We start from the raw sequence: 21,456 nt of genomic DNA on the forward strand, positions 1-21,456 counted from the left end.
CGGTCGGTCACCGGTCGCGGCGGACGCGCCCCTCGTCCCACACCGGGTCGTCCGTGGCGGCCACCGTACCGTCGGCGCGGAAGACGAGGAAGCGGTCGAGGCCGCGGGCGAACCACCGGTCGTGGGTCACGGCGACGACCGTGCCCTCGAACGCGACGAGGGCGTCCTCGAGCGCCTCGGCCGAGTGCAGGTCGAGGTTGTCGGTCGGCTCGTCGAGGAGCAGCAGGGTCGCCCCGGAGAGCTCGAGGAGGAGGATCTGCAACCGCGCCTGCTGGCCCCCGGAGAGCGAGTCGAAGGTCTGCTCGGCGGCCCGCGCCAGCCCGTACCGGTCGAGGGCGCGCGCGGCGAGGTCGCGGGGCATCCCCGCGCGGTGCTCGTCGCCGCGGTGGAGGATCTCGAGCAGCGTCCGTCCGTGGAGCGCGACGTGGTCGTGGGTCTGCGCGAACCAGCCGGGGCGCACCCGCGACCCGAGGACCACCCGACCGGCGTGCTCGACCGGCTCGGGCCGGATCTCGCCCACCGGCTGGTGCTCGCGGTCCGGGTCGGAGCCGCCCGCCGCGAGCAGCCGGAGGAAGTGCGACTTGCCGGAGCCGTTGCTGCCGAGCACCCCGACCCGCTCGCCGAACCAGATCTCGGCGTCGAACGGCTCGACGAGCCGCTGCCCGTCGACCCGCAGCTCGAGACCGGTGGTCACGACGGCGCGCTTGGCCGTGCGCCCACCGGTGAGCCGCATCGACACCTTCTGCCGCAGCGGCACGGCCTCGGGCGGCCCGGCCTCCTCGAACTTCGCCAGCCGCGTCTCGGCGGCCCGCAGCCGCGAGGCCATGCCGTCGTTGTACTTGGCCTTGACGCGGTACATGACGACGAGCTCCTTGAGCTTGACGTGCTCCTCGTCCCAGCGGCGGCGCAGCTCGTCGAGCCGGTCGTTGCGGTCCTCACGGGCCTGTTCGTAGGTCGAGAACCGGCCGGGGTGCACCCAGACGGAGTTGCCGCCCCGCCCCGGCTCCAGGGTGGCGATGCGGGTGGCGACGCGGTCGAGCAGCTCGCGGTCGTGGCTGACGAACAGGACCGTCTTCGGCGACTCGACGAGCCGCTCCTCGAGCCAGCGCTTGGCCGGCACGTCGAGGTAGTTGTCCGGCTCGTCGAGGAGCAGCACCTCGTCGGGGCCGCGCAGCAGCGCCTCGAGGACGAGCCGCTTCTGCTCCCCGCCCGAGAGGGTCGCCACCCGCCGCCACTGCGCCTGCTCGAACGGGATGCCGAGCGCCGCGACGGTGCAGACGTCCCAGAGGGTCTCCCACTCGTAGCCGCCGACGTCGCCCCAGTCGGCGAGCGCCTGCGCGTAGTCGAGCTGGTCCTGCTCGGACTCGCGCTCCATCATCGCCAGCTCGGTGCGGTCGACGGCGAGGGCGGCGAGGCGGACCGGGTCGGGCGCCACCGACACGAGCAGGTCGCGCACCGTCGTGTCGTCGCGCACCGAGCCGATGAACTGGCGCATGACGCCGAGTCCGCCGCTGCGCGTCACCGCCCCGTCGTGGGCCGTGAGGTCGCCGGCGAGGATGCGCAGGAGGGTCGTCTTGCCCGTGCCGTTCGGACCGATGAGCGCGGTCTTCGTGCCGTCACCGACCCGGAAGCTCACCTCGCGCAGCAGCGGCCGGCCGTCCGGCAGCGAGAGGCTCACGGCGCCGACGTCGAGGTGTCCCACGAGCGACCATCCTCCCGGACGACGGCCCCCTCGTTCACCCACTTATTGCCCGGGACCCACCTCCGAGGGGCCCGAGGAGGCGGTTCTGGGTGGGTTCTGGGCGATCAGTCGGGCCGGGCGTCGAGCTCGGCGACGAGGCGGGCCGGGGCCGTGGCCCGGAACGAGGACTCGACGAGCTCGGCCACCTCCGTCCAGTCGGTGTCACCGCGCAGGTCGAGCGCCAGCCAGCCGTAGGCGCCCTCGTAGCCCGGCACGACCATGCGCGGGTCCTCGAGGAGAGCCGGCCGCTCGTCGGCATCCGGGAGGAACACGAGCGCCTGCCGCAGCGCGTCCGAGCCGTGGTCGCCCTTGACGACCCCACCGAAGATGGCGAAGACCTTCCTCGTGAAGAACGTGGGCCGACCGTGGCTGACCTTCTCGTCGGCACCCGGCAGGGCGAGGGCGAGGTCACGCACCCGGGCGAGCAGCGGGTCGGCGTCGTCGAAGCGGGCGGGATGGGTCACGACCCCCACCGTAGGCGCGGCCCGCTCAGCCGGGCAGGGTCCGAGTCGCCCGGGCCTCGTCGGCGCGGGCCGCGAGCGCGTCGTCCGGCGGGTAGACGACCTCCTCGAGCGAGAGGCCGTGCGCGGGCATCACCCTGACGCGGGGGTCACGGACGCCGCCGCGCAGCACCTCGGCCGGCCACCCGACCGGATGCCGCCCCTCCCCCACCGGCACGACGGACCCGACGAGGGCGCGGACCATGCTGTGGCAGAAGGCGTCCGCGACGACGGTGGCCTCGAGGACCCCGTCGTCGGCCCGGTGCCACGAGTACTCCAACAGCGTGCGGACGGTCGTGGCCCCTTCTCGCCGCCTGCAGAACGCGGCGAAGTCGTGCAGCCCGACGAGCGAGCGCGCCGCCTCGTCCATCGCGGCCTCGTCGAGCCGGTCGCGCAGCACCACGGTGTCGCGGCGGCGCAGCGGGTCGGCGGCCGCGGGGTCGTCGCACACCCGGTAGCGGTAGCGCCGGCGCAGGGCCGAGAACCGCGCGTCGAAGCCCTCCGGCGCCACGGCCACCCGGTGCACGACGACGTCGGCCGGCAGCACGCCCGAGAGCCGGGCCACCGCGGCCACCTCCGGCGCCCGGTCCGAGCGCCCGGGCAGCCGCGCGTAGGCGTCCTCCTCGACGTCGGCGTGCATCACCTGGCCGCGTGCGTGCACCCCGGCGTCGGTGCGCCCGGCCACGGTGAGCCGCACCGGGTCCGGGGCCCGCAGCACCGTCGCCAGCGCCTCGGACAGCACCCCCTCGACGGTCCGCAGGCCGGGCTGCGCCGCCCAGCCCGAGAAGTCGGTGCCGTCGTAGCCGAGGTCGATCCGCAGGCGCACCGTCACCGGACCAGCGTAGGGGGGAGCGGACGCGACGAGGGCCGCCTCCCGTGCGGGAGACGGCCCTCGTGAGGCGTGGGGAGGAGATCAGTCCTCGTCCTCCACCTGCTGCTTCGCGGCGCCACCGGCCGGCTCGAACCCGGCGGCCTCGGCGGCCTCCGCGTCCTTGAACCAGAACTCGGCGACCGTCTGGTCGTACCACTGCGAACCCTCGACGTGGTACTTGCCGGAGTCGGCGTTGCCCTTGACGGTGTAGCCCTCGGGGGCCGAGCCGTCCTCGGTCGCGGCGACGGCACCCTCGGGGAGCTCGACCGCGGCGGCCTCGGTGGTCTCGGTCTCCTCGGCCGCGGGGGCCTCCTCCCCGGCGGAGCCGGGGGCCGGGACCTTCGGCTCGTCCTTCGTCTTGGCGTCCTTGGCCGCACGCTTGGTGGCCGCCTCGGCCTCCTTGACGGTGGCCTTCTTGGCGACCGGCTCGCGGACGAGCTCGATGACCGCCATCGGGGCGTTGTCGCCCTTGCGCGGACCGATCTTCGTGATGCGGGTGTAGCCGCCGTTGCGCTCGGCCATGTCGGGAGCGATCTCGACGAAGAGGCGGTGGACGACGCCCTTGTCGCGGACGACGGTCATGACCCGGCGACGGGCCGAGAGGTCGCCGCGCTTGGCGAAGGTCACCATGCGCTCGGCCAGCGGGCGCAGGCGCTTGGCCTTGGCCTCGGTGGTCGTGATGCGGTCGTGCTCGAAGAGCGAGGTCGCGAGGTTGGCCAGGATCAGCCGCTCGTGAGCCGGGCCGCCTCCGAGGCGGGGACCCTTGGTGGGGGTAGGCATTGCTGTTCTCCTTGAATGACGTGCCGGAGGCGGTTAGGTCAGAGCTGCTCGTCCTCGGCGAACGCCGAGTCGTCCTCGCCCTCACCGAAGGTGAAGTCGTCGTAGCGGTCGGCGATGAGGCTCGGGTCGAACCCGGGAGGGCTGTCCTTGAGCGCCAGGCCCATGCCGGCGAGCTTGGCCTTGACCTCGTCGATCGACTTCGCACCGAAGTTGCGGATGTCGAGCAGGTCGGCCTCGCTGCGGCCCACGAGCTCACCCACGGTGTGGATGCCCTCGCGCTTGAGGCAGTTGTAGGACCGGACCGTGAGGTCGAGGTCCTCGATCGGCAGCGCCAGGTCGGCGGCGAGCGCGGCGTCGGTGGGCGAGGGACCCATGTCGATGCCCTCGGCCTCGACGTTGAGCTCACGGGCCAGGCCGAACAGCTCGACGAGGGTCTTGCCGGCGGAGGCGAGCGCGTCGCGCGGGGCCATCGAGGACTTGGTCTCGACGTCGACGACGAGGCGGTCGAAGTCGGTGCGCTGCTCGACGCGGGTGGCCTCGACCTTGTAGGTGACGGTGAGGACCGGGCTGTAGATGGAGTCGACCGGGATGCGGCCGATCTCCTGGTCGCCGGCCTTGTTCTGGACGGCGGAGACGTAGCCGCGACCGCGCTCGACGGTGAGCTCCATCTCGACGGTGCCCTTGTCGTTGAGCGTCGCGATGTGCAGGTCGGGGTTGTGGACCTCGACACCGGCCGGCGGGGCGATGTCGGCCGCGGTGACCGCGCCGGCGCCCTGCTTGCGGAGGTACATCACGACCGGCTCGTCGTGCTCCGAGGAGACGACGAGGCTCTTGATGTTGAGGATGATCTCGGTGACGTCCTCCTTGACCCCGGGGATCGTGGAGAACTCGTGGAGCACGCCGTCGATGCGGATGCTCGTGACCGCGGCACCCGGGATGCTCGAGAGCAGGGTGCGGCGCATCGAGTTGCCGAGCGTGTAGCCGAAGCCGGGCTCGAGGGGCTCGATGACGAAACGGCTCCGGGACTCGGAGACGACGTCCTCACTGAGGACGGGACGCTGTGCGATGAGCACGGTTGTTCCTTCCCACGGGCGACCGCCATATGACGCCTCGTGAAACGCGGGAGTCGCCTCCCGCCGGTGACCTCACATCGGTCCGTGCGGCCACCCTCGGGTCCGGGTGCCGCGCGCTCGTGGCGCGCGGCACCCGTGCCCGGTCAGTTCTTCGAGTAGTACTCGACGATGAGCTGCTCGGTGAGCACCGTGTCGATCTGCGCACGGGTCGGCAGCTGGTGGACGAGCACCTGGAGCGAGCCGGGCACGACCTGCAGCCAGGCCGGGGTCGGCCGGTCGCCGTAGGTCTCGCGCGCGAGCTGGAACGGGAAGGTCTCGACCGACTGCTTGCGCACGGTGATGATGTCGTACTGCTCGACCCGGTAGCTCGGGACGTCGACGCGCACGCCGTTGACCTCGAAGTGACCGTGCGTGACGAGCTGACGGGCCGCACGACGGGTGCGGGCCAGACCGGCGCGGTAGACGACGTTGTCGAGGCGGGACTCGAGGATCGTCAGGATGTTCTCGCCGGTCTTGCCGGGGCGGTTGGCCGCCTCCTTGTAGTACCGACGGAACTGCTTCTCCATGACGCCGTAGGTGAAGCGGGCCTTCTGCTTCTCCTGCAGCTGGGTGAGGTACTCCTTCTCCTGCATCCGGCGACGGCCGTGCTGGCCGGGCGGGAACGGGCGGAGGTCGAAGTTCTTGTCACCACCGACGAGGTCGGTCTTGAGGCGACGCGACTTCTTCGTGATGGGTCCGGTGTAACGGGCCATGTCTCTCTCTTACCTTTCGCGAAGTCTGTCGGTCGCTCAGACGCGGCGGCGCTTGGGCGGGCGGACACCGTTGTGCGGCTGGGGCGTGACGTCCTGGATCGAGCCGACCTCGAGGCCGGCGGCGGTCAGGGAGCGGATGGCGGTCTCGCGACCGGACCCCGGGCCCTTGACGAAGACGTCCACCTTGCGCATGCCGTGCTCCATGGCACGGCGCGCAGCGGCCTCGGCGGCGGTCTGCGCGGCGAACGGCGTGGACTTGCGCGAGCCCTTGAAGCCGACCTGCCCGGCCGAGGCCCAGCTGATGACGGCCCCGGTGGGGTCGGTGATCGAGATGATCGTGTTGTTGAACGTGCTCTTGATGTGGGCCTGGCCCACGGCGACGTTCTTCTTCTCCTTGCGGCGCACCTTCTTGGCGCCGGTCGTGCGGCCCTTGGGAGGCATGTGTTTCTCCTACTGAGTCTTCGGAAGCGGTGGGGTGAGCTGCGTCAGCCGCAGGTCACTTACCGGCCTTCTTCTTGCCGGCCACGGTGCGCTTGGGGCCCTTGCGGGTGCGCGCGTTGGTCTTGGTGCGCTGCCCGCGGACGGGCAGGCCACGACGGTGACGCAGGCCCTCGTAGGACCCGATCTCGACCTTGCGGCGGATGTCGGACGCGACCTCGCGGCGGAGGTCACCCTCGACCCGCAGGTTGTCCTCGATCCAGTCGCGCAGCTTGACGAGGTCGTCGTCACCGAGGTCCTTGACCCGGGTGTCCGGGGAGACCCCGGTGGCCTCGAGCGCCTTCTTCGCGCTGGTCTTGCCGACTCCGAAGATGTAGGTCAGTGCGACCTCGGCGCGCTTGTCGCGCGGGAGGTCGACGCCCATCAGACGTGCCATGTGGGGATGGTTCCTTCTCTGGTGTCCGGAGGTCTGGAGCAGCACCGGTCCGGCCATCCTGGTCCGGTCCCCGGCCTCCGGGCCGGGGGTGACGTCCCGCGCCCACCTGCTGTTCCAGGTGGCCCGTCGGGGGTCGGGTGCTGCGTGCTTCTGTTGTTCTGCGTCTGCTCGAGGATCGGTGACCTCGTGCGGCCCCTCACGGGGCGGTGCTGCGTCTGACTCGCGTCAGCCCTGGCGCTGCTTGTGGCGCAGGTTCTCGCAGATCACCATGACCCGGCCGTTGCGGCGGATCACCTTGCACTTGTCACAGATCTTCTTGACGCTCGGCTGAACCTTCATGTCGCCTTTGCTGTCTCGTCGATTCGTGGTTCTCAGCGGTAGCGGAAGACGATGCGGCCGCGAGTCAGGTCGTACGGGCTCAGCTCGACCACCACACGGTCCTCGGGGAGGATCCGGATGTAGTGCTGTCGCATCTTGCCGGAGATGTGCGCGAGCACCTTGTGACCGTTCGTCAGCTCCACCCGGAACATCGCGTTCGGGAGTGCCTCGACGATCGTGCCCTCGATCTCGATGACGCCGTCCTTCTTGGCCATACCCTCTCAATCCGCCGTGCGGCCAGCCCTCGTTGCGGTCGGGCTGGCTCATGGAAATCGGCCCCGAGCTGCTCCTGGCAGGGATGCACCCATGCAGGAACGCACACGTGACCGACGTTCAATGGTACGGCAGGAGGGGGGTCGACACGAAATCGGTCGTCCGCGCCCGGGAGGCCCCCACGAAACAGTCCACCGGGTCGGCCGTTGCAGGGTTGGCCGACCCGGTGGACTCGGGTCGAGCTCAGGTCCGTGCAGGGGGTGGACCCGGGCTCTGCGCCCGGTGGACAGGGTTCGGGCCGGATGGCCCGATCACCGGGTGCGGAATCCACGATGCCCCGCCCCACCCCCCGGGGGCCACCGACAGCGCTCCGACGTGCCGGATCGGCCGAGCACGGGCGTCCGACCGGCCACCCGCGCATCGGCCGAACGGACGATGGGGCCGGTCAGCCTTCGGAATCGGTGGCGCGCAGGTCCGCGGCGTAGAGCCCGAGCAGGCGGGCGCTGCCCTCGACCGCGCTCAGCTCGCCCGAGCGGACGGCGGCCTCGACCGCAGCCCGCTGCGCGCGGACCGAGGGGGCCGCGCGCACGCCGTCGGTCAGCTCGGCGTCGACGAGCGCCCACATCCAGTCCTCCTGCTGGCGGGCCCGACGCTCGGCGAGGGAGTGCCGCTCCTCGAGGTACGCACGGTGCTCGAGCACGGCCTGCCACACCTCGTCGAGACCGGCGCCGGTGAGGGCCGAGCAGGTGAGGACGGGCGGCCGGCGCACGTCGGGGCCGGGCATCACCATCCGCAGGGCGCCCGCCAGCTCGCGGGCCGCCGCCTTCGCCGGGTTCTCGCCGTCGCCGTCCGCCTTGTTGACCGCGATGACGTCGGCGAGCTCGAGGATGCCGCGCTTGATGCCCTGGAGCTGGTCGCCGGCCCGGGCGAGGGTCAGGAGGAGGAAGGTGTCGACCATCTCGGAGACCGCGACCTCGTTCTGCCCGACCCCGACGGTCTCGACGACGACGACGTCGAAGCCCGCGGCCTCGAGGACGAGCATCGACTCGCGGGTCGCCCGGGCCACGCCCCCGAGGTGCCGGCCCGACGGGCTGGGGCGCACGAACGCGTCGTCCGAGGCCGCGAGCCGGCCCATCCGGGTGCGGTCGCCGAGGATGGAGCCGCCGGTGCGCCGCGAGGTGGGGTCGACGGCGACCACCGCCACCCGGTGCCCCTGCTCGACGAGGCGCACCCCGAGCGCGTCGATGAACGTCGACTTGCCCGCGCCCGGCACCCCGCTGATGCCCACGCGCACGGCCCCGCCGGTCCGGTCGGCGATGGCGGCGAGCAGCTCGCGGGCCTGCTCGCGGTGGTCCGGGCGCCGCGACTCCAGGAGCGTGATGGCGCGCGCGACGTGGCGTCGTTCCCCCGCCCGCACCCCCGCGACGAGCTCCTCGACCGGGACCGGACCCCTCACCCGAGCCGCTCGCGCAGCTCGCCGACGAGGGCCAGGGCCGCCGTGCTGATGACGGTGCCCGGGGGGTAGATGTCGTCGGCGCCGGCCGCGCGCAGGGCCTCGTGGTCCTGGTCGGGGATGACGCCGCCGACGACGATCATCAGGTCCTCGCGGCCGAGGTCGTCGAGGGCCTTGCGCAGCGCGGGGACGAGGGTGAGGTGCCCGGCGGCGAGCGAGCTGACGCCGACGACGTGCACGTCGGCCTCGACGGCCTGGCGCGCGACCTCCTCGGGCGTCTGGAACAGCGGGCCCACGTCGACGTCGAAGCCGAGGTCGGCGAACGCGGTGGCGATGACCTTCTGCCCGCGGTCGTGGCCGTCCTGGCCCATCTTCGCGACGAGGATGCGCGGACGCCGGCCCTGCTCCTCCTCGAACTCCTCGACGGCCTGCTGGGCGGCGTGGACGGTGGCGTCCTGCCCCGCCTCGGCGCTGTACACGCCCCCGATCGTACGGATCTGGGCGGTGTAGCGGCCGAACGCCTCCTCCATCGCCAGCGACATCTCGCCGACGGTGGCCTGGGCCCGCGCGGCCTCGATGGCCAGCGCGAGCAGGTTCGTCGCCATCGTGCCGTCGGACCCGGCCCGGGCGGCCTCGGTCATCCGCGCCAGGGCGGCACGGCAGGCGTCCTCGTCGCGCTCGGTCCGCAGCCGCTCGAGCTTGGCCACCTGGCTCGCCCGCACCGCGGCGTTGTCGACCTTGAGCACCTCGATGGGCTCGTCCTCGTCGACGGGGTAGGTGTTGACGCCGATGACCGGCTGGTGGCCGGAGTCGATGCGCGCCTGGGTGCGGGCGGCGGCCTCCTCGATGCGCATCTTCGGGATGCCGGCCTCGATCGCCTTGGCCATCCCGCCGGCCGCCTCGACCTCCTCGAGGTGCTCCCACGCGCGCCGGGCGAGGTCGTGGGTGAGCCGCTCGACGTAGGCCGACCCGGCCCACGGGTCGATGGTGCGCGTCGTGCCGGACTCCTGCTGGAGGAGCAGCTGGGTGTTGCGGGCGATCCGGGCCGAGAAGTCGGTCGGCAGCGCGATCGCCTCGTCCAGCGCGTTCGTGTGCAGGCTCTGGGTGTGGCCCTGGGTCGCGGCCATCGCCTCGATGCAGGTCCGGACCACGTTGTTGAAGACGTCCTGCGCGGTGAGGCTCCAGCCGGAGGTCTGGCTGTGCGTGCGCAGGCTGAGCGACTTGGGGTTCTGCGCCCCCTGGTCGCGCACGAGGCGGGCCCAGAGCAGGCGCGCGGCCCGCATCTTGGCGACCTCCATGTAGAAGTTCATCCCGATCGCCCAGAAGAACGACAGGCGGGGGGCGAACCGGTCGACGTCGAGCCCGACCGCCCTCCCCGCCCGCAGGTACTCGACGCCGTCGGCGAGGGTGTACGCGAGCTCGAGGTCCTGCGTCGCCCCGGCCTCCTGCATGTGGTACCCGGAGATGGAGATCGAGTTGAACCGCGGCATCTCCTGGCTCGTGAAGGCGAAGATGTCGCTGATGATCCGCATCGAGGGCTCGGGCGGGTAGATGTAGGTGTTGCGGACCATGAACTCCTTGAGGATGTCGTTCTGGATGGTCCCGGTCAGCTGCTCGGCCTTCACCCCCTGCTCCTCGGCCGCGACGACGTAGAGCGCGAGCACCGGGACGACGGCGCCGTTCATCGTCATCGACACCGACATCTGGTCGAGCGGGATGCCGTCGAAGAGCGTGCGCATGTCGTAGATCGAGTCGATGGCCACGCCGGCCATCCCGACGTCGCCGGCGACCCGCGGGTGGTCGGAGTCGTAGCCGCGGTGGGTCGCGAGGTCGAAGGCGACGGACAGGCCCTTCTGACCGGCGGCGAGGTTGCGGCGGTAGAAGGCGTTGGACTCCTCGGCCGTGCTGAACCCGGCGTACTGACGGATGGTCCAGGGCTGGGTCGTGTACATCGTCGGGTAGGGGCCGCGCAGGAACGGTGGGGCGCCGGGCACGGTGTCGAGGAAGTCGAGCCCGGCGAGGTCGTCCTCGGTGTAGAGCGCCTTGACCGGGATCTGCTCGGGGGTGAGCCAGGTCTCGGTGTCGCCCACGGGCGCGGTGGGTGCGTCGTCCGCGGGGGTGCCGGGGCCGAGGTCGAGGGTCGTGAAGTCGGGGACGGCGGTCATCGGGGGTCTCCTTCCGCCGGGGCGCCGAGCCGGTCGAGCAGGTCACCGAGGAAGGCGGCGACGTCCATCCCGTCGAACACCTCGCCGTCGACGAGGTCGGCGGCGTCGCCGAGCTCGGCGGCGCGGCCGGCGACGAGGACGCGCTCGGCGCCGGCGGCCCGCAGCTCCTCGACCGCGGCGCGGCCGTGCTCGCCGTACTGCGCGCGGCTGCTCGCGAGGACGGCGGTCGCGGTGGTGTCGTCGGTGGTCGCGATGCCGCCCGCGGCGAGCAGGTTGGCGACGAAGCCCTGGCGGGCGCCGAAGTCGCGCTGGGCGCCGATCGTGCGGACGGTGACCGCGGCCCGCTCGAGGGTGCGCGCGCGGTCGCGCAGGGCCTCGAACGCGGCGGCGTCGCGGCGGGGGGCGAAGGCGGCGTCCGTGGTGGTCAGGGCGACCCTGGGTCGCCGCTCGGCCGCGGTGTCGGCGAGGTTCGGGAAGGTCGAGACGCCGGTGATCGGGCGTTGCCGCGTCGCGACGAGCCGGTCGCGCTCGGCGACGGCCGTGTCGACCCACTCGCGCAGCAGGCCGGCCTCGAGGGCGGCGAGCACACCGCCGGCGCGCTCGACCTCCTGGAAGCGGGTCCACACGTGCTCGGCCACCTCGTCGGTCAGTGACTCGAGGTACCACGAGCCGCCGCCGGGGTCGGTGACCCGGCCGACGTTGGACTCGGCGGCGAGCAGGATCTGGGTGTTGCGGGCGAGCCTGCGCGAGAACCGTTCCGGCAGACCGGCGACGGTGTCGTGGGGCAGCACGGTGATCGCGTCGGCGTCGCCGATGGAGGCGCCGAAGGTCGCGAGGGTGCCCCGCAGGACGTTGACGAACGGGTCCTCGCGGGTGGCCATCCGCAGGCTCGTCACCGCGTGGGTGCGGGCCCCCCGGTCTGTCTCGGCGACCCCGAGCGCCTCGCCGACCCGCGCCCAGACCCGGCGCAGGGCGCGCAGGACGGCTGCGGTGAGGAACTGGTCGGCGGTGGCACTGACGCGGAACTCGACGTGGCCGAACGCGTCGACGGGGTCGATGCCGGCCGCCTCGAGGTGGCGCAGGTAGGCGATCCCGGTGGCGACGGCCACCGCGAGCGCGTCGACCTCGCTGGCCCCCGCGTCGTGGAGCACCCGGGCGTCGACGGTGACGGCCCGCCACCCGTCGTGGGCCCCGGCCTCCCGGACGAGCTCGGCGAGCGGCCCGAGGTCGGGCGTCGTGCCGGTGCGCAGGGCGGCCCCGACGGGGTCGAGGCCGAGGTTGCCGCCCGCCGTCGGCCGGTCGCCGACGACGTCGAGCAGGGCCCGGGCGGCGCCCGGCTGGTCCGTGGTGGAGCTGACGACGACGGGGGCGAGGTCGAGGTGGACGTCGGCGAGCACGGTGGCGAGGTCGGTGGCCGCGAGGCCGTCCTCCCCCACGTGGACCCACACCGAGGTGACGCCGTGCTCGAGGTCGTCGAGGACGGCCGCGCGCGTCCGCGCGGCATCGGGGTCGTCGTGGAGCTGGCGGACGTCCCAGGGCACGGTGCCGTCGCGGACGACACGGCCCCGGGTGAACGGCATCGCGCCGGGGACCCCGAGCGGCCGGTCCTCGCGCAGGTAGAGGCCCTCGGTGCCCAGGCCGCCGTCGAGGGCGGTGACGAGCGCCTCCGCGGCGGCGTCCGGAGCGAGCCGGTCGCCCTCCGCGCGACGCTTGTTGAGCACGTCGGCGACGAGGGCGGTCCAGTCCTGCCGGGTGCGCGGGTCGAAGTCGCCGGCCAGCGGCAGGAGGTCGTGCGGAGGCGACGACGTCGTCATCGAGCTCTCCTCGGTCGGTGGTCTGGGTCCATCGTCAACCCTAGCCACGCGGGACGGGCCGGACACCGAGAGATCGGTCACCCGGGCGGCGCGACGAGGGGTCAGGCGGGGGCGATGTCGGCGTACCTGACGCCGAGGCCCTCGAGGCGGGACCGGCCGCCGTCGAGCGCGGTGAGCACGCAGGTGCCGGCCTCGGTGACGGCCACCGAGTGCTCCCAGTGCGCGGCCCGCGAGCCGTCGCGCGTGACGACGGTCCACTCGTCGTCGAGGATCGTGTTGTCCTGGTCGCCGAGGGTGACCATCGGCTCGATGCAGATCGTCATGCCGTCGGGGACGCGGGGGCTGCGGCCCTGCACGCGGTAGTTCGGCACCTGGGGGTCCATGTGCATCGAGGTGCCGATGCCGTGGCCGACGTAGTCCTCGACGATGCCGTACTCGCGGCCGCGCCGGGTGCCGGCCTCGACGACGGCGTCCTCCACCGCGGCACCCACGTCGTAGAGCGCGCCGCCGACCCGCAGCGCCGCGATGCCGGCCCAGAGGGATGCCTCGGTGTCCTCGGAGAGGGCGAGGTCCTCGGGGCGGGCCGCGTCCGGGCCGCCGACGACGACGGTGACGGCGGAGTCGCCGTTCCAGCCCGCGACCTCGGCCCCGCAGTCGACCGAGAGCAGGTCGCCGGCCTCGAGGACGCGTCCGCCCGGGATGCCGTGGACGATCTCGTCGTTGACGCTCGTGCAGAGGGTGTGCCGGTACCCCGGGACGAGCTGGAAGTTGGGGACGCCACCGTGGTCGCGGATGTGCGCCTCGGCGAGGGCGTCGAGCTCGAGGGTCGTCACCCCCGGGCGGACCGCCGCGACGACGAGCTCGAGGGTGCGTCCGACGAGCAGGCCGGCGGTGCGCATCATCGCGAGCTGCTCGGGCGTCTTCCCCTCGCACCGGTCACGGCTGAACAGTCCCATGCCGCGGAACCCTACCCGCGCCCCGTCCCCCGCCTGAAACCCGTCGAGAGTACAGAACACGCCGCATGGCCCGGGATGCACACGGCGTGTTCTGTACTCTCGACGGGGTCAGATCTGCAGATGGCGCGGGTCGAGCCGCAGCTCACGGGCGAACCGCAGGAGGCATGCGGTCCGACGACCGCCGACGAGGACGTCCTCGGCCCAGATCTCGAGGACGGTCCAGCCCTCTCCCTCGAGCCCGAGGCGCCGGGACGCGTCTGCGCTCCGTCGTCGACGCGACGCGTGGTCCGCGCCCTGGTACTCCCCGATGACCCGCGCCTCGCGCCAGACGAGGTCGCCCTCGGCGAGCCACTCCCCGTGCCGGTCCGTGACCACCCCGTTGACCTCCGGCTCGGGGAAGCCGGCACGGACGAACATCAGCCGCCCACGGGTCTCCATCGGTGAGCGCACCCCCGGACGAACCAGGTCGAGCGCCTCGAGCAGCCTCACCTTTCCCCGTGGCCGGACCCGCGCCTCCAGCGGTCGGCGCAGCATCCACTGGGCATCCGGCACACCGGTCCGGACGGTGGCCACGACGGCGTCCGCGACGACGACGAGGTCGTCGACGCCCAGCCGATGCCCCAGCTCGCCGAGGTCGCACCACGTGTCCTCGGGCGCGACCACCGGGAGCCCGTGGACGACCGCGGCGCTTCGTCCCTCCAGGCCGCGATGGCCGGTGCAGCCTCGACGCCGGGTGTGCCCGTCCGAGGTGTTCGCCATGACGTGCAGCGGCCCGTCGTCGGCTTCCTGCTCGAGGCGCGCCGGGAGCGGGAGCCCGTGCAGTCGAGCCGCCGTCAGGTGCGAGAACGCCCGCCCGTCCGGCAGCCCCGCGAGGTAACCCGCCGCGCGGTCGACGAGCGCGGTCGGCACCGTTCGCACGTGTGCTCCGCGGGTGGGGTGGTGCAGGTCTGCGCGACGCAGCCTGCTCGCGGGCACCCCGGCCGCCCGCGCGGCACTCGTGCTGAAGGCACCGCTGCCGAGGCTCTCGGGCAAGTCGGACGGGTGCATGCGGGCCAGCGTCGCGGCTGTCGCCAGGTCGGCCGCCGGGTTCTCCACAGGACCCCGTCGAAAGTACAGAACACGCCGTCCGGCACGGGGTGCAGACGGCGTGTGGTGTGCTGTAGCCGGGGGGGGGCCGCCGCGGGGGGCCGGCGGGGGCCCGGGCGGAGGTGATCCGCTCGGTCACCTCGTCGACGGCCCCGTCGCCGTCGACGCGCACGAGCAGGCCGCGCGCGTCGTAGGTGTCGGAGAGCGGCCGGGTCTCGCGGTGGTAGATGGCCATCCGCTCGCGGATGACCTCCTCGCTGTCGTCCGACCGGCCCTCGATCTCGGCCCGCTTGAGCAGCCGGCCCACGACGACGTCGTCGTCGACGGTCAGCTCGAGCACGTGGTCGAGCGAACCGCCCGCGGCCGCGAGCATCCCGTCGAGCGCCTCGACCTGGGCGAGGGTGCGCGGGTAGCCGTCGAGGAGGAAGCCCCGTGCGCAGTCGTCCTGGCCGAGGCGGTCCTCGACGATGGCGTTCGTGATCTCGTCGGAGACGTACCCGCCGGAGGCGAGGATCTCCTTGACCTGCTGCCCGAGTTCGGTCTCGTTCTTGATGTTGGCCCGGAAGATGTCCCCGGTCGAGATGGCCGGGATGCCGAAGTGCTCGGCGATCCGGGACGCCTGCGTGCCCTTACCGGCACCGGGCGGCCCGAGGATGATGAGTCGCATCAGCGGAGGAACCCTTCATAGTGACGCTGCTGCAGCTGGGCCTCGATCTGCTTCACCGTCTCCAGTCCGACACCGACGATGATGAGGATCGAGGTGCCGCCGAAGGGGAAGTTCTGGTTCGCCTCGACGAGGACCAGCGCGACGAGCGGGAGGAGCGAGATCAGCGCGAGGTAGATCGCGCCGGGCACGGTGATCCGGGTCAGGACGTAGTTGAGGTACTCGGCCGTGGGTCGCCCGGCACGGATACCCGGGATGAAGCCGCCGTACTTCTTCATGTTGTCGGCGACCTCGGTGGGGTTGAACGTGATCGACACGTAGAAGAACGTGAAGAACAGGATCAGGCCCGTGTAGAGGGCCATGTAGTACGGGTGGTCGCCGCGCACGAGGTGGGCATTGATCCAGTCGACCCACCCGGCGTTGACGCCGGTCGGGCTCTGGTTGAACTGTGCCACGAGGGTCGGCAGCGTCAGCAGCGACGAGGCGAAGATCACGGGGATGACGCCGGCCATGTTGACCTTGAGCGGGATGTACGTCGAGGTGCCGCCGTAGACGCGCCGGCCGACCATCCGCTTGGCGTACTGGACGGGGATGCGTCGCTGGCTCTGCTCGACGAAGACGACGAGGGCGATGACGACGAACCCGAGCGCGATGACCCCGAGGAAGACGCCCCAGCCCGAGCGCTGCTGGATCTGCCACAGCGAGGACGGGAACTGCGCGGCGATCGAGGTGAAGATGAGGAGCGACATCCCGTTGCCGACGCCCTTGTCCGTGACGAGCTCGCCGAGCCACATGATCATGCCGGTGCCGGCGGTCATCGTCAGCACCATGATGAGGATCGTGACGACCGAGTCGTCGGACAGGATGTTCGTGCACGACGGGTTGTTGAACAGCGTCGCGGGGTTCTGCGCGAAGGTGATGAGCGTCGAGCTCTGGAGGACGGCCAGCCCGATGGTCAGGTACCGGGTGTACTGCGTCATCTTCGTCTGACCGGCCTGGCCCTCCTTCTTGAGGGCCTCGAACCGCGGGATGACGACGGTGAGCAGCTGGATGATGATGCTCGCCGTGATGTACGGCATGATCCCCAGCGCGAAGATCGACAGCTGGAGCAGCGCGCCGCCGCTGAAGAGGTTGATCAGGCCGAGCAGCTGGTTGCTGTTGTCCGCGCCGGCGATGCACTGCTGCACGAGCGGGTAGCTGACCCCGGGGGTCGGCACGTGCGAGCCCAGCCGGAACACCACGATGATGAACAGGGTGAACAGCAGCTTCCTGCGCAGGTCGGGCGTCCGGAACGCGCGGCCGAAAGCGGTGAGCACAGGGTCCTCCAGGGTGCGGCCGGGGGTGTGGCCGCCTAGTCAGCGATCCGTCACAACATACCCGCCCGTCCGGGAAGCCCCGGTACCGGACGGCTGCGTCCGACGCGACGCAGGGCCGGCTCCGAAGGTCTCTCCGGAGCCGGCCCTGCGGCGCGCGGTCATGGTGGGCGTCAGGCGGTCGTCGCCGAGCCGCCCGCCGCCTCGATCTTCTCCTTGGCGCTGGTCGAGAACGCGTCGGCGGTCACGGAGACCTTGACGGAGATCTCGCCGGTGCCGAGCACCTTGACCGGGTGGCCGTCGCGGACGGCGCCCTTGGCGACCAGGTCCTCGACCGTCACGTCGCCACCCTCGGGGTAGAGCGACGCGAGCTTGTCGAGGTTGACGACCTGGTACTCGGTCTTGAACGGGTTCTTGAAGCCGCGCAGCTTCGGGAACCGCATGTGCAGCGGCGTGGTGCCACCCTGGAACCCGGCGGGAACCTGGTAGCGCGCCTTGGTGCCCTTGGTACCGCGACCGGCGGTCTTCCCGCGCTTGCCGCCCTCACCGCGACCGACGCGGATCTTGGCCGACTTGGCGCCGGGAGCCGGACGCAGGTGGTGCACCTTGAGCGCCGAGGCGCCCTCGGACGCAGCGGACTTCGTGGCCTTGGTGTCGGCCATGCTCACTCAACCTCCTCGACGGTCACGAGGTGCGGGACCGTGTTGACCATCCCGCGGATCTCGGGACGGTCCTCCTTGACGACGACGTCGCCGATCCGCTTCAGACCGAGGGAGCGCAGCGTCTCGCGCTGGTTCTGCTTGCCCCCGATGCCGGACCGGGTCTGGGTGACCTTGAGACGTCCCATCACGCACCGGCCTTGGCCTCGGCCAGGCCGGCGGCCTGGGCGCGGAGCATCGCGGCGGGGGCGACCTGGTCGACCGGCAGCCCACGACGGGCGGCGACGGCCTCCGGACGCTCGAGCCCCTGGAGGGCCGTCACGGTCGCGTGGACGATGTTGATCGCGTTGTCCGAGCCGAGGCTCTTGGACAGCACGTCGTGGATGCCGGCGCACTCGAGCACCGCACGCACCGGGCCACCGGCGATGACACCGGTACCGGGGCTGGCGGGGCGGAGCATGACGACACCGGCGGCGGCCTCACCCTGGACGGGGTGCGGGATGGTGCCCTGGATGCGCGGGACGCGGAAGAAGTTCTTCTTCGCCTCCTCGACACCCTTCGCGATCGCCGCGGGCACCTCCTTGGCCTTGCCGTAGCCGACACCGACGGTGCCGTCACCGTCGCCGACGACGACGAGGGCGGTGAAGCTGAAGCGACGACCACCCTTGACGACCTTGGCGACGCGGTTGATGGTCACGACGCGCTCGAGGTACTGGTTCTTCTCGGCCTCCCGGGAGTCCCGGCCGCCGCGACGGTCGCCGTCACGGCGGTCGCGACGGTCGCCGCGCTCGGCGCCACCGGTCCCGGTGCCTCGACGCTGGGGTCCTGGCATCAGATGTTCCTCTTCTCGACGTTCGTGGTGGTACGGGCAGCGTGGGTCACAGGGCCAGCCCGCCTTCCCGAGCGCCGTCCGCGATGGCGGCGACGCGGCCGTGGTAGCGGTTGCCACCGCGGTCGAACACGACGGCCTCGACACCGGCCGCCTTGGCCCGCTCGGCGACGAGCTCGCCGACCTTCTTGGCCTTGTCCCGCTTGTCGCCGGTCAGGGCGCGGACGTCGGCCTCCATCGTCGAGGCCGACGCGACGGTCTTGCCGACGGTGTCGTCGACGACCTGGACGAAGACGTGGCGCGAGGAGCGCGAGACGACGAGGCGGGGACGCACGGCGGTGCCGGCGACCTGCTTGCGGACGCGGGTGTGACGGCGGACGCGTGCGGCCGACTTGCCCTTGGCGCGCTTGACGATCAGAGCCATCGGTTACTTACCAGCCTTTCCGACCTTGCGGCGGATGTGCTCGCCCGCGTAGCGGACGCCCTTGCCCTTGTACGGGTCGGGCTTGCGGAGCTTGCGGATGTTCGCGGCGACCTCGCCGACGAGCTGCTTGTCGATGCCCTGGACCGAGAACCGGGTCTGGTTCTCCACCGCGAAGGTGATGCCGGCCGGCGGCTCGACGGTGATGGAGTGCGAGTAGCCGAGGGCGAACTCGAGGTTGGAGCCCTTGGCGAGCACGCGGTAGCCGGTGCCGTGGATCTCGAGCTTCTTCTCGTAGCCCTCGGTCACACCGAGCACCATGTTGTTGATGAGCGAGCGGGTCAGGCCGTGCAGCGAGCGCGACGCGCGCTCGTCGTCCGGGCGCTTGACCTCGAGCGTGCCGTCGGCCTGCTCGATGGTGATCGGCTCGGCGACGGTGTGGCTCAGCTCGCCCTTGGGGCCCTTGACGGTGACGGTCTGACCGCTGATGGTCACGTCGACGCCGGAGGGCACGGTGACGGGGAGTCGTCCGATTCGCGACATGTCTGCTGCCCCTTACCAGACGTAGGCGAGGACTTCCCCGCCCACACCCTTGGTCGCGGCCTGGCGGTCCGTGAGGAGCCCAGACGAGGTGGAAATGATCGCGACGCCGAGCCCGCCGAGCACCTTCGGGAGGTTGGTCGACTTGGCGTAGACGCGCAGGCCGGGCTTGCTGACGCGGCGCAGGCCGGCGATCGAGCGCTCCCGGTTGGGGCCGTACTTGAGCTGCACCGTGAGGGTCTTGCCCACCTCGGCGTCCTCGACGGACCAGCCGGCGATGTAGCCCTCGGCCTCGAGGATCTCGGCGATGTGGCTCTTGAGCTTCGAGAACGGCATGGAGACGTCGTCCTTGTGCGCCGAGTTGGCGTTCCGGACGCGGGTCAACATGTCCGCGATCGGGTCGGTCATGGTCATTGGGCTTCTCCGCCCTCTCTCAGTGCGGTTTCCTCCGGACGGTTTCTCCGGCGGACCTGCGCTGTAGATGGTCTGTGGATGGGGGTGCCGCGCGAGGCGGCGGGGGAAGGACTTACCAGCTGGACTTGGTCACGCCCGGGAGCTCGCCCGCGTGGGCCATCTCCCGGAGGCAGATCCGGCACAGGCCGAACTTGCGGTAGACCGAGTGCGGGCGGCCGCAGCGCTGGCAGCGCGTGTAGCCACGCACCGAGAACTTCGGCTTCTTGTTCGCCTTGTTGACGAGGGCGGTCTTGGCCATGCTCAGTTCTCCTTGAACGGGAAGCCGAGCGCCTTGAGCAGCGCGCGTCCCTCGTCGTCGTTCGTCGCGGTCGTCACGATCGTGATGTCCATGCCCCGGACGCGGTCGATCCGGTCCTGGTCGATCTCGTGGAACATCGACTGCTCGGTGAGGCCGAAGGTGTAGTTGCCCCGGCCGTCGAACTGCCGCGGCGAGAGGCCGCGGAAGTCGCGGATGCGCGGGAGGGCGACGGTCACGAGACGGTCGAGGAACTCCCACATGCGGTCACCGCGCAGCGTGGCGTGCGCGCCGATCGGCATGCCCTCGCGCAGCTTGAACTGCGCGATCGACTTGCGGGCCTTGGTGACCACGGGCTTCTGGCCGGTGATGGCGGTGAGGTCGCGGACGGCACCCTCGATGAGCTTGCTGTCCTTCGCGGCGTCGCCGACGCCCATGTTGACGACGACCTTGACGACGCCGGGGACCTGCATGACGTTCGCGTACGCGAACTGCTCGCGCAGGGAGCCCTTGATCTCGTCCTGGTAGCGCGTCTTGAGACGCGGCTTGGTAGCGGTGTCAGCCATCTCTCTCACAGGTCCTTGCCCGAGCGCACGCCGACGCGGACGCGGGTCGCCTTCTGGCGCCCGTCCCGCTCGACGGTCTCGACGCGGGTCTTCATCCGGGTCGGCTTCTTGTCCGAGGGGTCGACGATCGCGACGTTGCTCACGTGGATCGGCGCCTCCTGGACGATGAGGCCACCGGTGCGGCTGCCGCGGCTGGACTCGCCGGCCTTGGTGTGCCGGGTGACCCGGTTGACGCCCTCGACGGTCACGCGACCGGTCTCACGGTTGACCGCGATGACCTTGCCGGTGCTGCCCTTGTCCTTGCCGGCGAGCACCTGCACGGTGTCGCCCTTCTTGATCTTCGCCATGGGTCAGAGCACCTCCGGGGCCAGGCTGATGATCTTCATGAACTTCTTCTCGCGCAGCTCGCGGCCCACCGGGCCGAAGATGCGCGTGCCGCGCGGGTCCCCGTCGTTGCGGAGGATGACCGCGGCGTTCTCGTCGAACCGGATGTAGGACCCGTCGGCACGACGGCGCTCCTTCTTGGTCCGGACGATGACGGCCTTGACGACGTCGCCCTTCTTGACGTTGCCGCCGGGGATCGCGTCCTTGACGGTGGCGACGATGGTGTCGCCGATGCCGGCGTACCGGCGACCGGAACCACCGAGAACACGGATGCAGAGGATCTCCTTCGCACCGGTGTTGTCGGCGACACGCAGTCGCGACTCCTGCTGGATCACTGTCTAACTCCTACTCGTCGTGCTGGTTCTCACCCGGGGGCGAGCCTGGCCGAACTGACTGGGCTGCCTTGCGGCGGAGGCTTACTTGGCCTTCTCGAGGACCTCGACGACGCGCCAGCGCTTCGTCGCGGACAGCGGCCGGGTCTCCATGATGAGGACGCGGTCGCCGACACCGGCGGCGTTGGCCTCGTCGTGGGCCTTGACCTTGCTCGAGCGGCGCATGACCTTGCCGTAGAGGGCGTGCTTGACGCGGTCCTCGACCTCGACGACGACGGTCTTGTCCATCTTGTCGCTCACCACGTAGCCCTGGCGGGTCTTGCGGTAGCTGCGGTCGACGGTGGCGGTCACGGTCTCGTCCTTCTCGTTGCTCACTTGGCCTC

At 71.5% G+C, this 21,456-nt stretch carries 27 protein-coding genes and 1 pseudogene; all 28 read right to left on the reverse strand.

All coding sequences use genetic code 11. From position 1 onward, the window contains the following. Positions 1-7: 7 nt before the first annotated feature. The 28 genes and pseudogenes from JQN70_RS06760 to rpsQ all read right to left on the reverse strand — a co-directional run bounded on the left by JQN70_RS06760 (position 8) and on the right by rpsQ (position 21,448). The gene (locus JQN70_RS06760) at positions 8-1,702 is read right to left on the reverse strand and encodes an ABC-F family ATP-binding cassette domain-containing protein (protein ID WP_204130555.1); all 1,695 of its coding nucleotides are present in this window, start codon (positions 1,700-1,702) and stop codon (positions 8-10) included. Between the two features lie 104 nt (positions 1,703-1,806). Continuing rightward, positions 1,807-2,205 carry an MmcQ/YjbR family DNA-binding protein gene (locus JQN70_RS06765; RefSeq protein WP_204130556.1) on the reverse strand — a complete coding sequence of 133 codons (399 nt, stop codon included), beginning with the start codon at positions 2,203-2,205 and terminating at the stop codon, positions 1,807-1,809. Positions 2,206-2,230: 25 nt separating this feature from the next. After that, on the reverse strand, positions 2,231-3,067 hold the full coding sequence (gene truA, locus JQN70_RS06770) for a tRNA pseudouridine(38-40) synthase TruA (RefSeq protein ID WP_204130664.1): 837 nt from the start codon (positions 3,065-3,067) through the stop codon (positions 2,231-2,233). 87 nt (positions 3,068-3,154) lie between these two features. Continuing rightward, positions 3,155-3,892, reverse strand: a complete 738-nt coding sequence (rplQ, locus tag JQN70_RS06775) for a 50S ribosomal protein L17, sunset domain variant (RefSeq protein WP_204130557.1) — start codon at positions 3,890-3,892, stop codon at positions 3,155-3,157. A gap of 38 nt (positions 3,893-3,930) precedes the next feature. Further along, positions 3,931-4,965: a DNA-directed RNA polymerase subunit alpha gene (locus tag JQN70_RS06780; protein ID WP_204130558.1), complete on the reverse strand. Its 1,035-nt coding sequence runs from the start codon at positions 4,963-4,965 to the stop codon at positions 3,931-3,933. A 143-nt stretch (positions 4,966-5,108) separates the two neighbouring features. Then, a complete protein-coding gene (rpsD, locus tag JQN70_RS06785; RefSeq protein WP_204130559.1) occupies positions 5,109-5,717 on the reverse strand; it encodes a 30S ribosomal protein S4 in 609 nt (202 codons plus the stop codon). Between the two features lie 36 nt (positions 5,718-5,753). After that, on the reverse strand, positions 5,754-6,158 hold the full coding sequence (gene rpsK / locus JQN70_RS06790; RefSeq protein ID WP_128366906.1) for a 30S ribosomal protein S11: 405 nt from the start codon (positions 6,156-6,158) through the stop codon (positions 5,754-5,756). Between the two features lie 55 nt (positions 6,159-6,213). Then, positions 6,214-6,591: a 30S ribosomal protein S13 gene (gene rpsM, locus JQN70_RS06795; protein WP_204130560.1), complete on the reverse strand. Its 378-nt coding sequence runs from the start codon at positions 6,589-6,591 to the stop codon at positions 6,214-6,216. Between the two features lie 225 nt (positions 6,592-6,816). Next, positions 6,817-6,930 carry a 50S ribosomal protein L36 gene (gene rpmJ, locus JQN70_RS06800; RefSeq protein ID WP_006592630.1) on the reverse strand — a complete coding sequence of 38 codons (114 nt, stop codon included), beginning with the start codon at positions 6,928-6,930 and terminating at the stop codon, positions 6,817-6,819. A gap of 32 nt (positions 6,931-6,962) precedes the next feature. Beyond that, positions 6,963-7,184: a translation initiation factor IF-1 gene (gene infA, locus JQN70_RS06805; protein ID WP_006946284.1), complete on the reverse strand. Its 222-nt coding sequence runs from the start codon at positions 7,182-7,184 to the stop codon at positions 6,963-6,965. 443 nt (positions 7,185-7,627) lie between these two features. Then, positions 7,628-8,638 (reverse strand): methylmalonyl Co-A mutase-associated GTPase MeaB, encoded by a 1,011-nt coding sequence (meaB, locus tag JQN70_RS06810; protein ID WP_204130561.1) that lies wholly within the window; start codon positions 8,636-8,638, stop codon positions 7,628-7,630. After that, entirely contained in the window at positions 8,635-10,800 is a 2,166-nt protein-coding gene (scpA, locus tag JQN70_RS06815) for a methylmalonyl-CoA mutase (RefSeq protein ID WP_204130562.1), read from the reverse strand. The genes meaB and scpA overlap by 4 nt, the downstream gene beginning before the upstream one ends. Then, complete coding sequence (locus JQN70_RS06820; RefSeq protein ID WP_204130563.1) at positions 10,797-12,614, reverse strand: methylmalonyl-CoA mutase family protein; 1,818 nt, start codon at positions 12,612-12,614, stop codon at positions 10,797-10,799. Before JQN70_RS06820 ends, scpA begins: the two co-directional genes overlap by 4 nt. Before the next feature lie 101 nt (positions 12,615-12,715). Beyond that, positions 12,716-13,570 (reverse strand): type I methionyl aminopeptidase, encoded by an 855-nt coding sequence (gene map / locus JQN70_RS06825; RefSeq protein ID WP_204130564.1) that lies wholly within the window; start codon positions 13,568-13,570, stop codon positions 12,716-12,718. 108 nt (positions 13,571-13,678) lie between these two features. Next, positions 13,679-14,617, reverse strand: coding sequence for a DUF559 domain-containing protein (locus JQN70_RS06830; RefSeq protein ID WP_204130565.1), 939 nt, complete (start codon positions 14,615-14,617; stop codon positions 13,679-13,681). Between the two features lie 154 nt (positions 14,618-14,771). Then, a pseudogene (locus tag JQN70_RS06835) lies at positions 14,772-15,323 on the reverse strand (adenylate kinase); the annotation flags it as partial. Continuing rightward, a complete protein-coding gene (secY, locus tag JQN70_RS06840) occupies positions 15,323-16,636 on the reverse strand; it encodes a preprotein translocase subunit SecY (RefSeq protein WP_204130566.1) in 1,314 nt (437 codons plus the stop codon). The pseudogene JQN70_RS06835 and the gene secY, both read right to left, overlap by 1 nt. Before the next feature lie 170 nt (positions 16,637-16,806). Next, positions 16,807-17,295: a 50S ribosomal protein L15 gene (gene rplO, locus JQN70_RS06845; protein WP_204130567.1), complete on the reverse strand. Its 489-nt coding sequence runs from the start codon at positions 17,293-17,295 to the stop codon at positions 16,807-16,809. Positions 17,296-17,297: 2 nt separating this feature from the next. Further along, on the reverse strand, positions 17,298-17,480 hold the full coding sequence (gene rpmD, locus JQN70_RS06850; RefSeq protein ID WP_204130568.1) for a 50S ribosomal protein L30: 183 nt from the start codon (positions 17,478-17,480) through the stop codon (positions 17,298-17,300). Further along, entirely contained in the window at positions 17,480-18,124 is a 645-nt protein-coding gene (rpsE, locus tag JQN70_RS06855) for a 30S ribosomal protein S5 (protein WP_204130569.1), read from the reverse strand. Before rpsE ends, rpmD begins: the two co-directional genes overlap by 1 nt. 46 nt (positions 18,125-18,170) lie before the next feature. Then, positions 18,171-18,545: a 50S ribosomal protein L18 gene (gene rplR, locus JQN70_RS06860; protein ID WP_204130570.1), complete on the reverse strand. Its 375-nt coding sequence runs from the start codon at positions 18,543-18,545 to the stop codon at positions 18,171-18,173. Positions 18,546-18,548: 3 nt separating this feature from the next. Next, positions 18,549-19,085, reverse strand: a complete 537-nt coding sequence (gene rplF / locus JQN70_RS06865) for a 50S ribosomal protein L6 (RefSeq protein ID WP_204130571.1) — start codon at positions 19,083-19,085, stop codon at positions 18,549-18,551. Positions 19,086-19,097: 12 nt separating this feature from the next. After that, a complete protein-coding gene (rpsH, locus tag JQN70_RS06870) occupies positions 19,098-19,496 on the reverse strand; it encodes a 30S ribosomal protein S8 (RefSeq protein WP_204130572.1) in 399 nt (132 codons plus the stop codon). 112 nt (positions 19,497-19,608) lie between these two features. Continuing rightward, the gene (locus JQN70_RS06875) at positions 19,609-19,794 is read right to left on the reverse strand and encodes a type Z 30S ribosomal protein S14 (protein WP_204130573.1); all 186 of its coding nucleotides are present in this window, start codon (positions 19,792-19,794) and stop codon (positions 19,609-19,611) included. 2 nt (positions 19,795-19,796) lie between these two features. Then, positions 19,797-20,357 carry a 50S ribosomal protein L5 gene (rplE, locus tag JQN70_RS06880; RefSeq protein WP_204130574.1) on the reverse strand — a complete coding sequence of 187 codons (561 nt, stop codon included), beginning with the start codon at positions 20,355-20,357 and terminating at the stop codon, positions 19,797-19,799. Between the two features lie 5 nt (positions 20,358-20,362). Further along, positions 20,363-20,704 carry a 50S ribosomal protein L24 gene (gene rplX, locus JQN70_RS06885; protein ID WP_204130575.1) on the reverse strand — a complete coding sequence of 114 codons (342 nt, stop codon included), beginning with the start codon at positions 20,702-20,704 and terminating at the stop codon, positions 20,363-20,365. Between the two features lie 3 nt (positions 20,705-20,707). Continuing rightward, positions 20,708-21,076 carry a 50S ribosomal protein L14 gene (gene rplN, locus JQN70_RS06890; RefSeq protein WP_204130576.1) on the reverse strand — a complete coding sequence of 123 codons (369 nt, stop codon included), beginning with the start codon at positions 21,074-21,076 and terminating at the stop codon, positions 20,708-20,710. A gap of 81 nt (positions 21,077-21,157) precedes the next feature. Next, the gene (gene rpsQ / locus JQN70_RS06895) at positions 21,158-21,448 is read right to left on the reverse strand and encodes a 30S ribosomal protein S17 (protein ID WP_204130577.1); all 291 of its coding nucleotides are present in this window, start codon (positions 21,446-21,448) and stop codon (positions 21,158-21,160) included. Positions 21,449-21,456: the final 8 nt, after the last annotated feature.

The organism is Phycicoccus sonneratiae (genome assembly GCF_016887965.1).
In the GTDB taxonomy this organism is placed as follows: domain Bacteria; phylum Actinomycetota; class Actinomycetes; order Actinomycetales; family Dermatophilaceae; genus Phycicoccus; species Phycicoccus sonneratiae.

Bases quoted from the DNA above. Each gene is read 5' to 3' on its own strand.
- rpmJ (WP_006592630.1), bottom strand. From the start codon at position 6,930: ATGAAGGTTCAGCCGAGCGTCAAGAAGATCTGTGACAAGTGCAAGGTG.
- scpA (WP_204130562.1), bottom strand. From the start codon at position 10,800: ATGACCGCCGTCCCCGACTTCACGACCCTCGACCTCGGCCCCGGCACC.
- rpsH (WP_204130572.1), bottom strand. From the start codon at position 19,496: ATGACCATGACCGACCCGATCGCGGACATGTTGACCCGCGTCCGGAAC.
- rpmD (WP_204130568.1), bottom strand. From the start codon at position 17,480: ATGGGACGTCTCAAGGTCACCCAGACCCGGTCCGGCATCGGGGGCAAG.
- rplO (WP_204130567.1), bottom strand. From the start codon at position 17,295: ATGGCCGACACCAAGGCCACGAAGTCCGCTGCGTCCGAGGGCGCCTCG.
- rplF (WP_204130571.1), bottom strand. From the start codon at position 19,085: ATGTCGCGAATCGGACGACTCCCCGTCACCGTGCCCTCCGGCGTCGAC.
- rplR (WP_204130570.1), bottom strand. From the start codon at position 18,545: ATGGCTCTGATCGTCAAGCGCGCCAAGGGCAAGTCGGCCGCACGCGTC.
- map (WP_204130564.1), bottom strand. From the start codon at position 13,570: ATGGGACTGTTCAGCCGTGACCGGTGCGAGGGGAAGACGCCCGAGCAG.
- rplE (WP_204130574.1), bottom strand. From the start codon at position 20,357: ATGGCTGACACCGCTACCAAGCCGCGTCTCAAGACGCGCTACCAGGAC.
- infA (WP_006946284.1), bottom strand. From the start codon at position 7,184: ATGGCCAAGAAGGACGGCGTCATCGAGATCGAGGGCACGATCGTCGAG.
- rpsE (WP_204130569.1), bottom strand. From the start codon at position 18,124: ATGCCAGGACCCCAGCGTCGAGGCACCGGGACCGGTGGCGCCGAGCGC.
- JQN70_RS06820 (WP_204130563.1), bottom strand. From the start codon at position 12,614: ATGACGACGTCGTCGCCTCCGCACGACCTCCTGCCGCTGGCCGGCGAC.
- rpsK (WP_128366906.1), bottom strand. From the start codon at position 6,158: ATGCCTCCCAAGGGCCGCACGACCGGCGCCAAGAAGGTGCGCCGCAAG.
- JQN70_RS06875 (WP_204130573.1), bottom strand. From the start codon at position 19,794: ATGGCCAAGACCGCCCTCGTCAACAAGGCGAACAAGAAGCCGAAGTTC.
- rpsM (WP_204130560.1), bottom strand. From the start codon at position 6,591: ATGGCACGTCTGATGGGCGTCGACCTCCCGCGCGACAAGCGCGCCGAG.
- rpsD (WP_204130559.1), bottom strand. From the start codon at position 5,717: ATGGCCCGTTACACCGGACCCATCACGAAGAAGTCGCGTCGCCTCAAG.
- JQN70_RS06830 (WP_204130565.1), bottom strand. From the start codon at position 14,617: ATGCACCCGTCCGACTTGCCCGAGAGCCTCGGCAGCGGTGCCTTCAGC.
- rplX (WP_204130575.1), bottom strand. From the start codon at position 20,704: ATGGCGAAGATCAAGAAGGGCGACACCGTGCAGGTGCTCGCCGGCAAG.
- rplQ (WP_204130557.1), bottom strand. From the start codon at position 3,892: ATGCCTACCCCCACCAAGGGTCCCCGCCTCGGAGGCGGCCCGGCTCAC.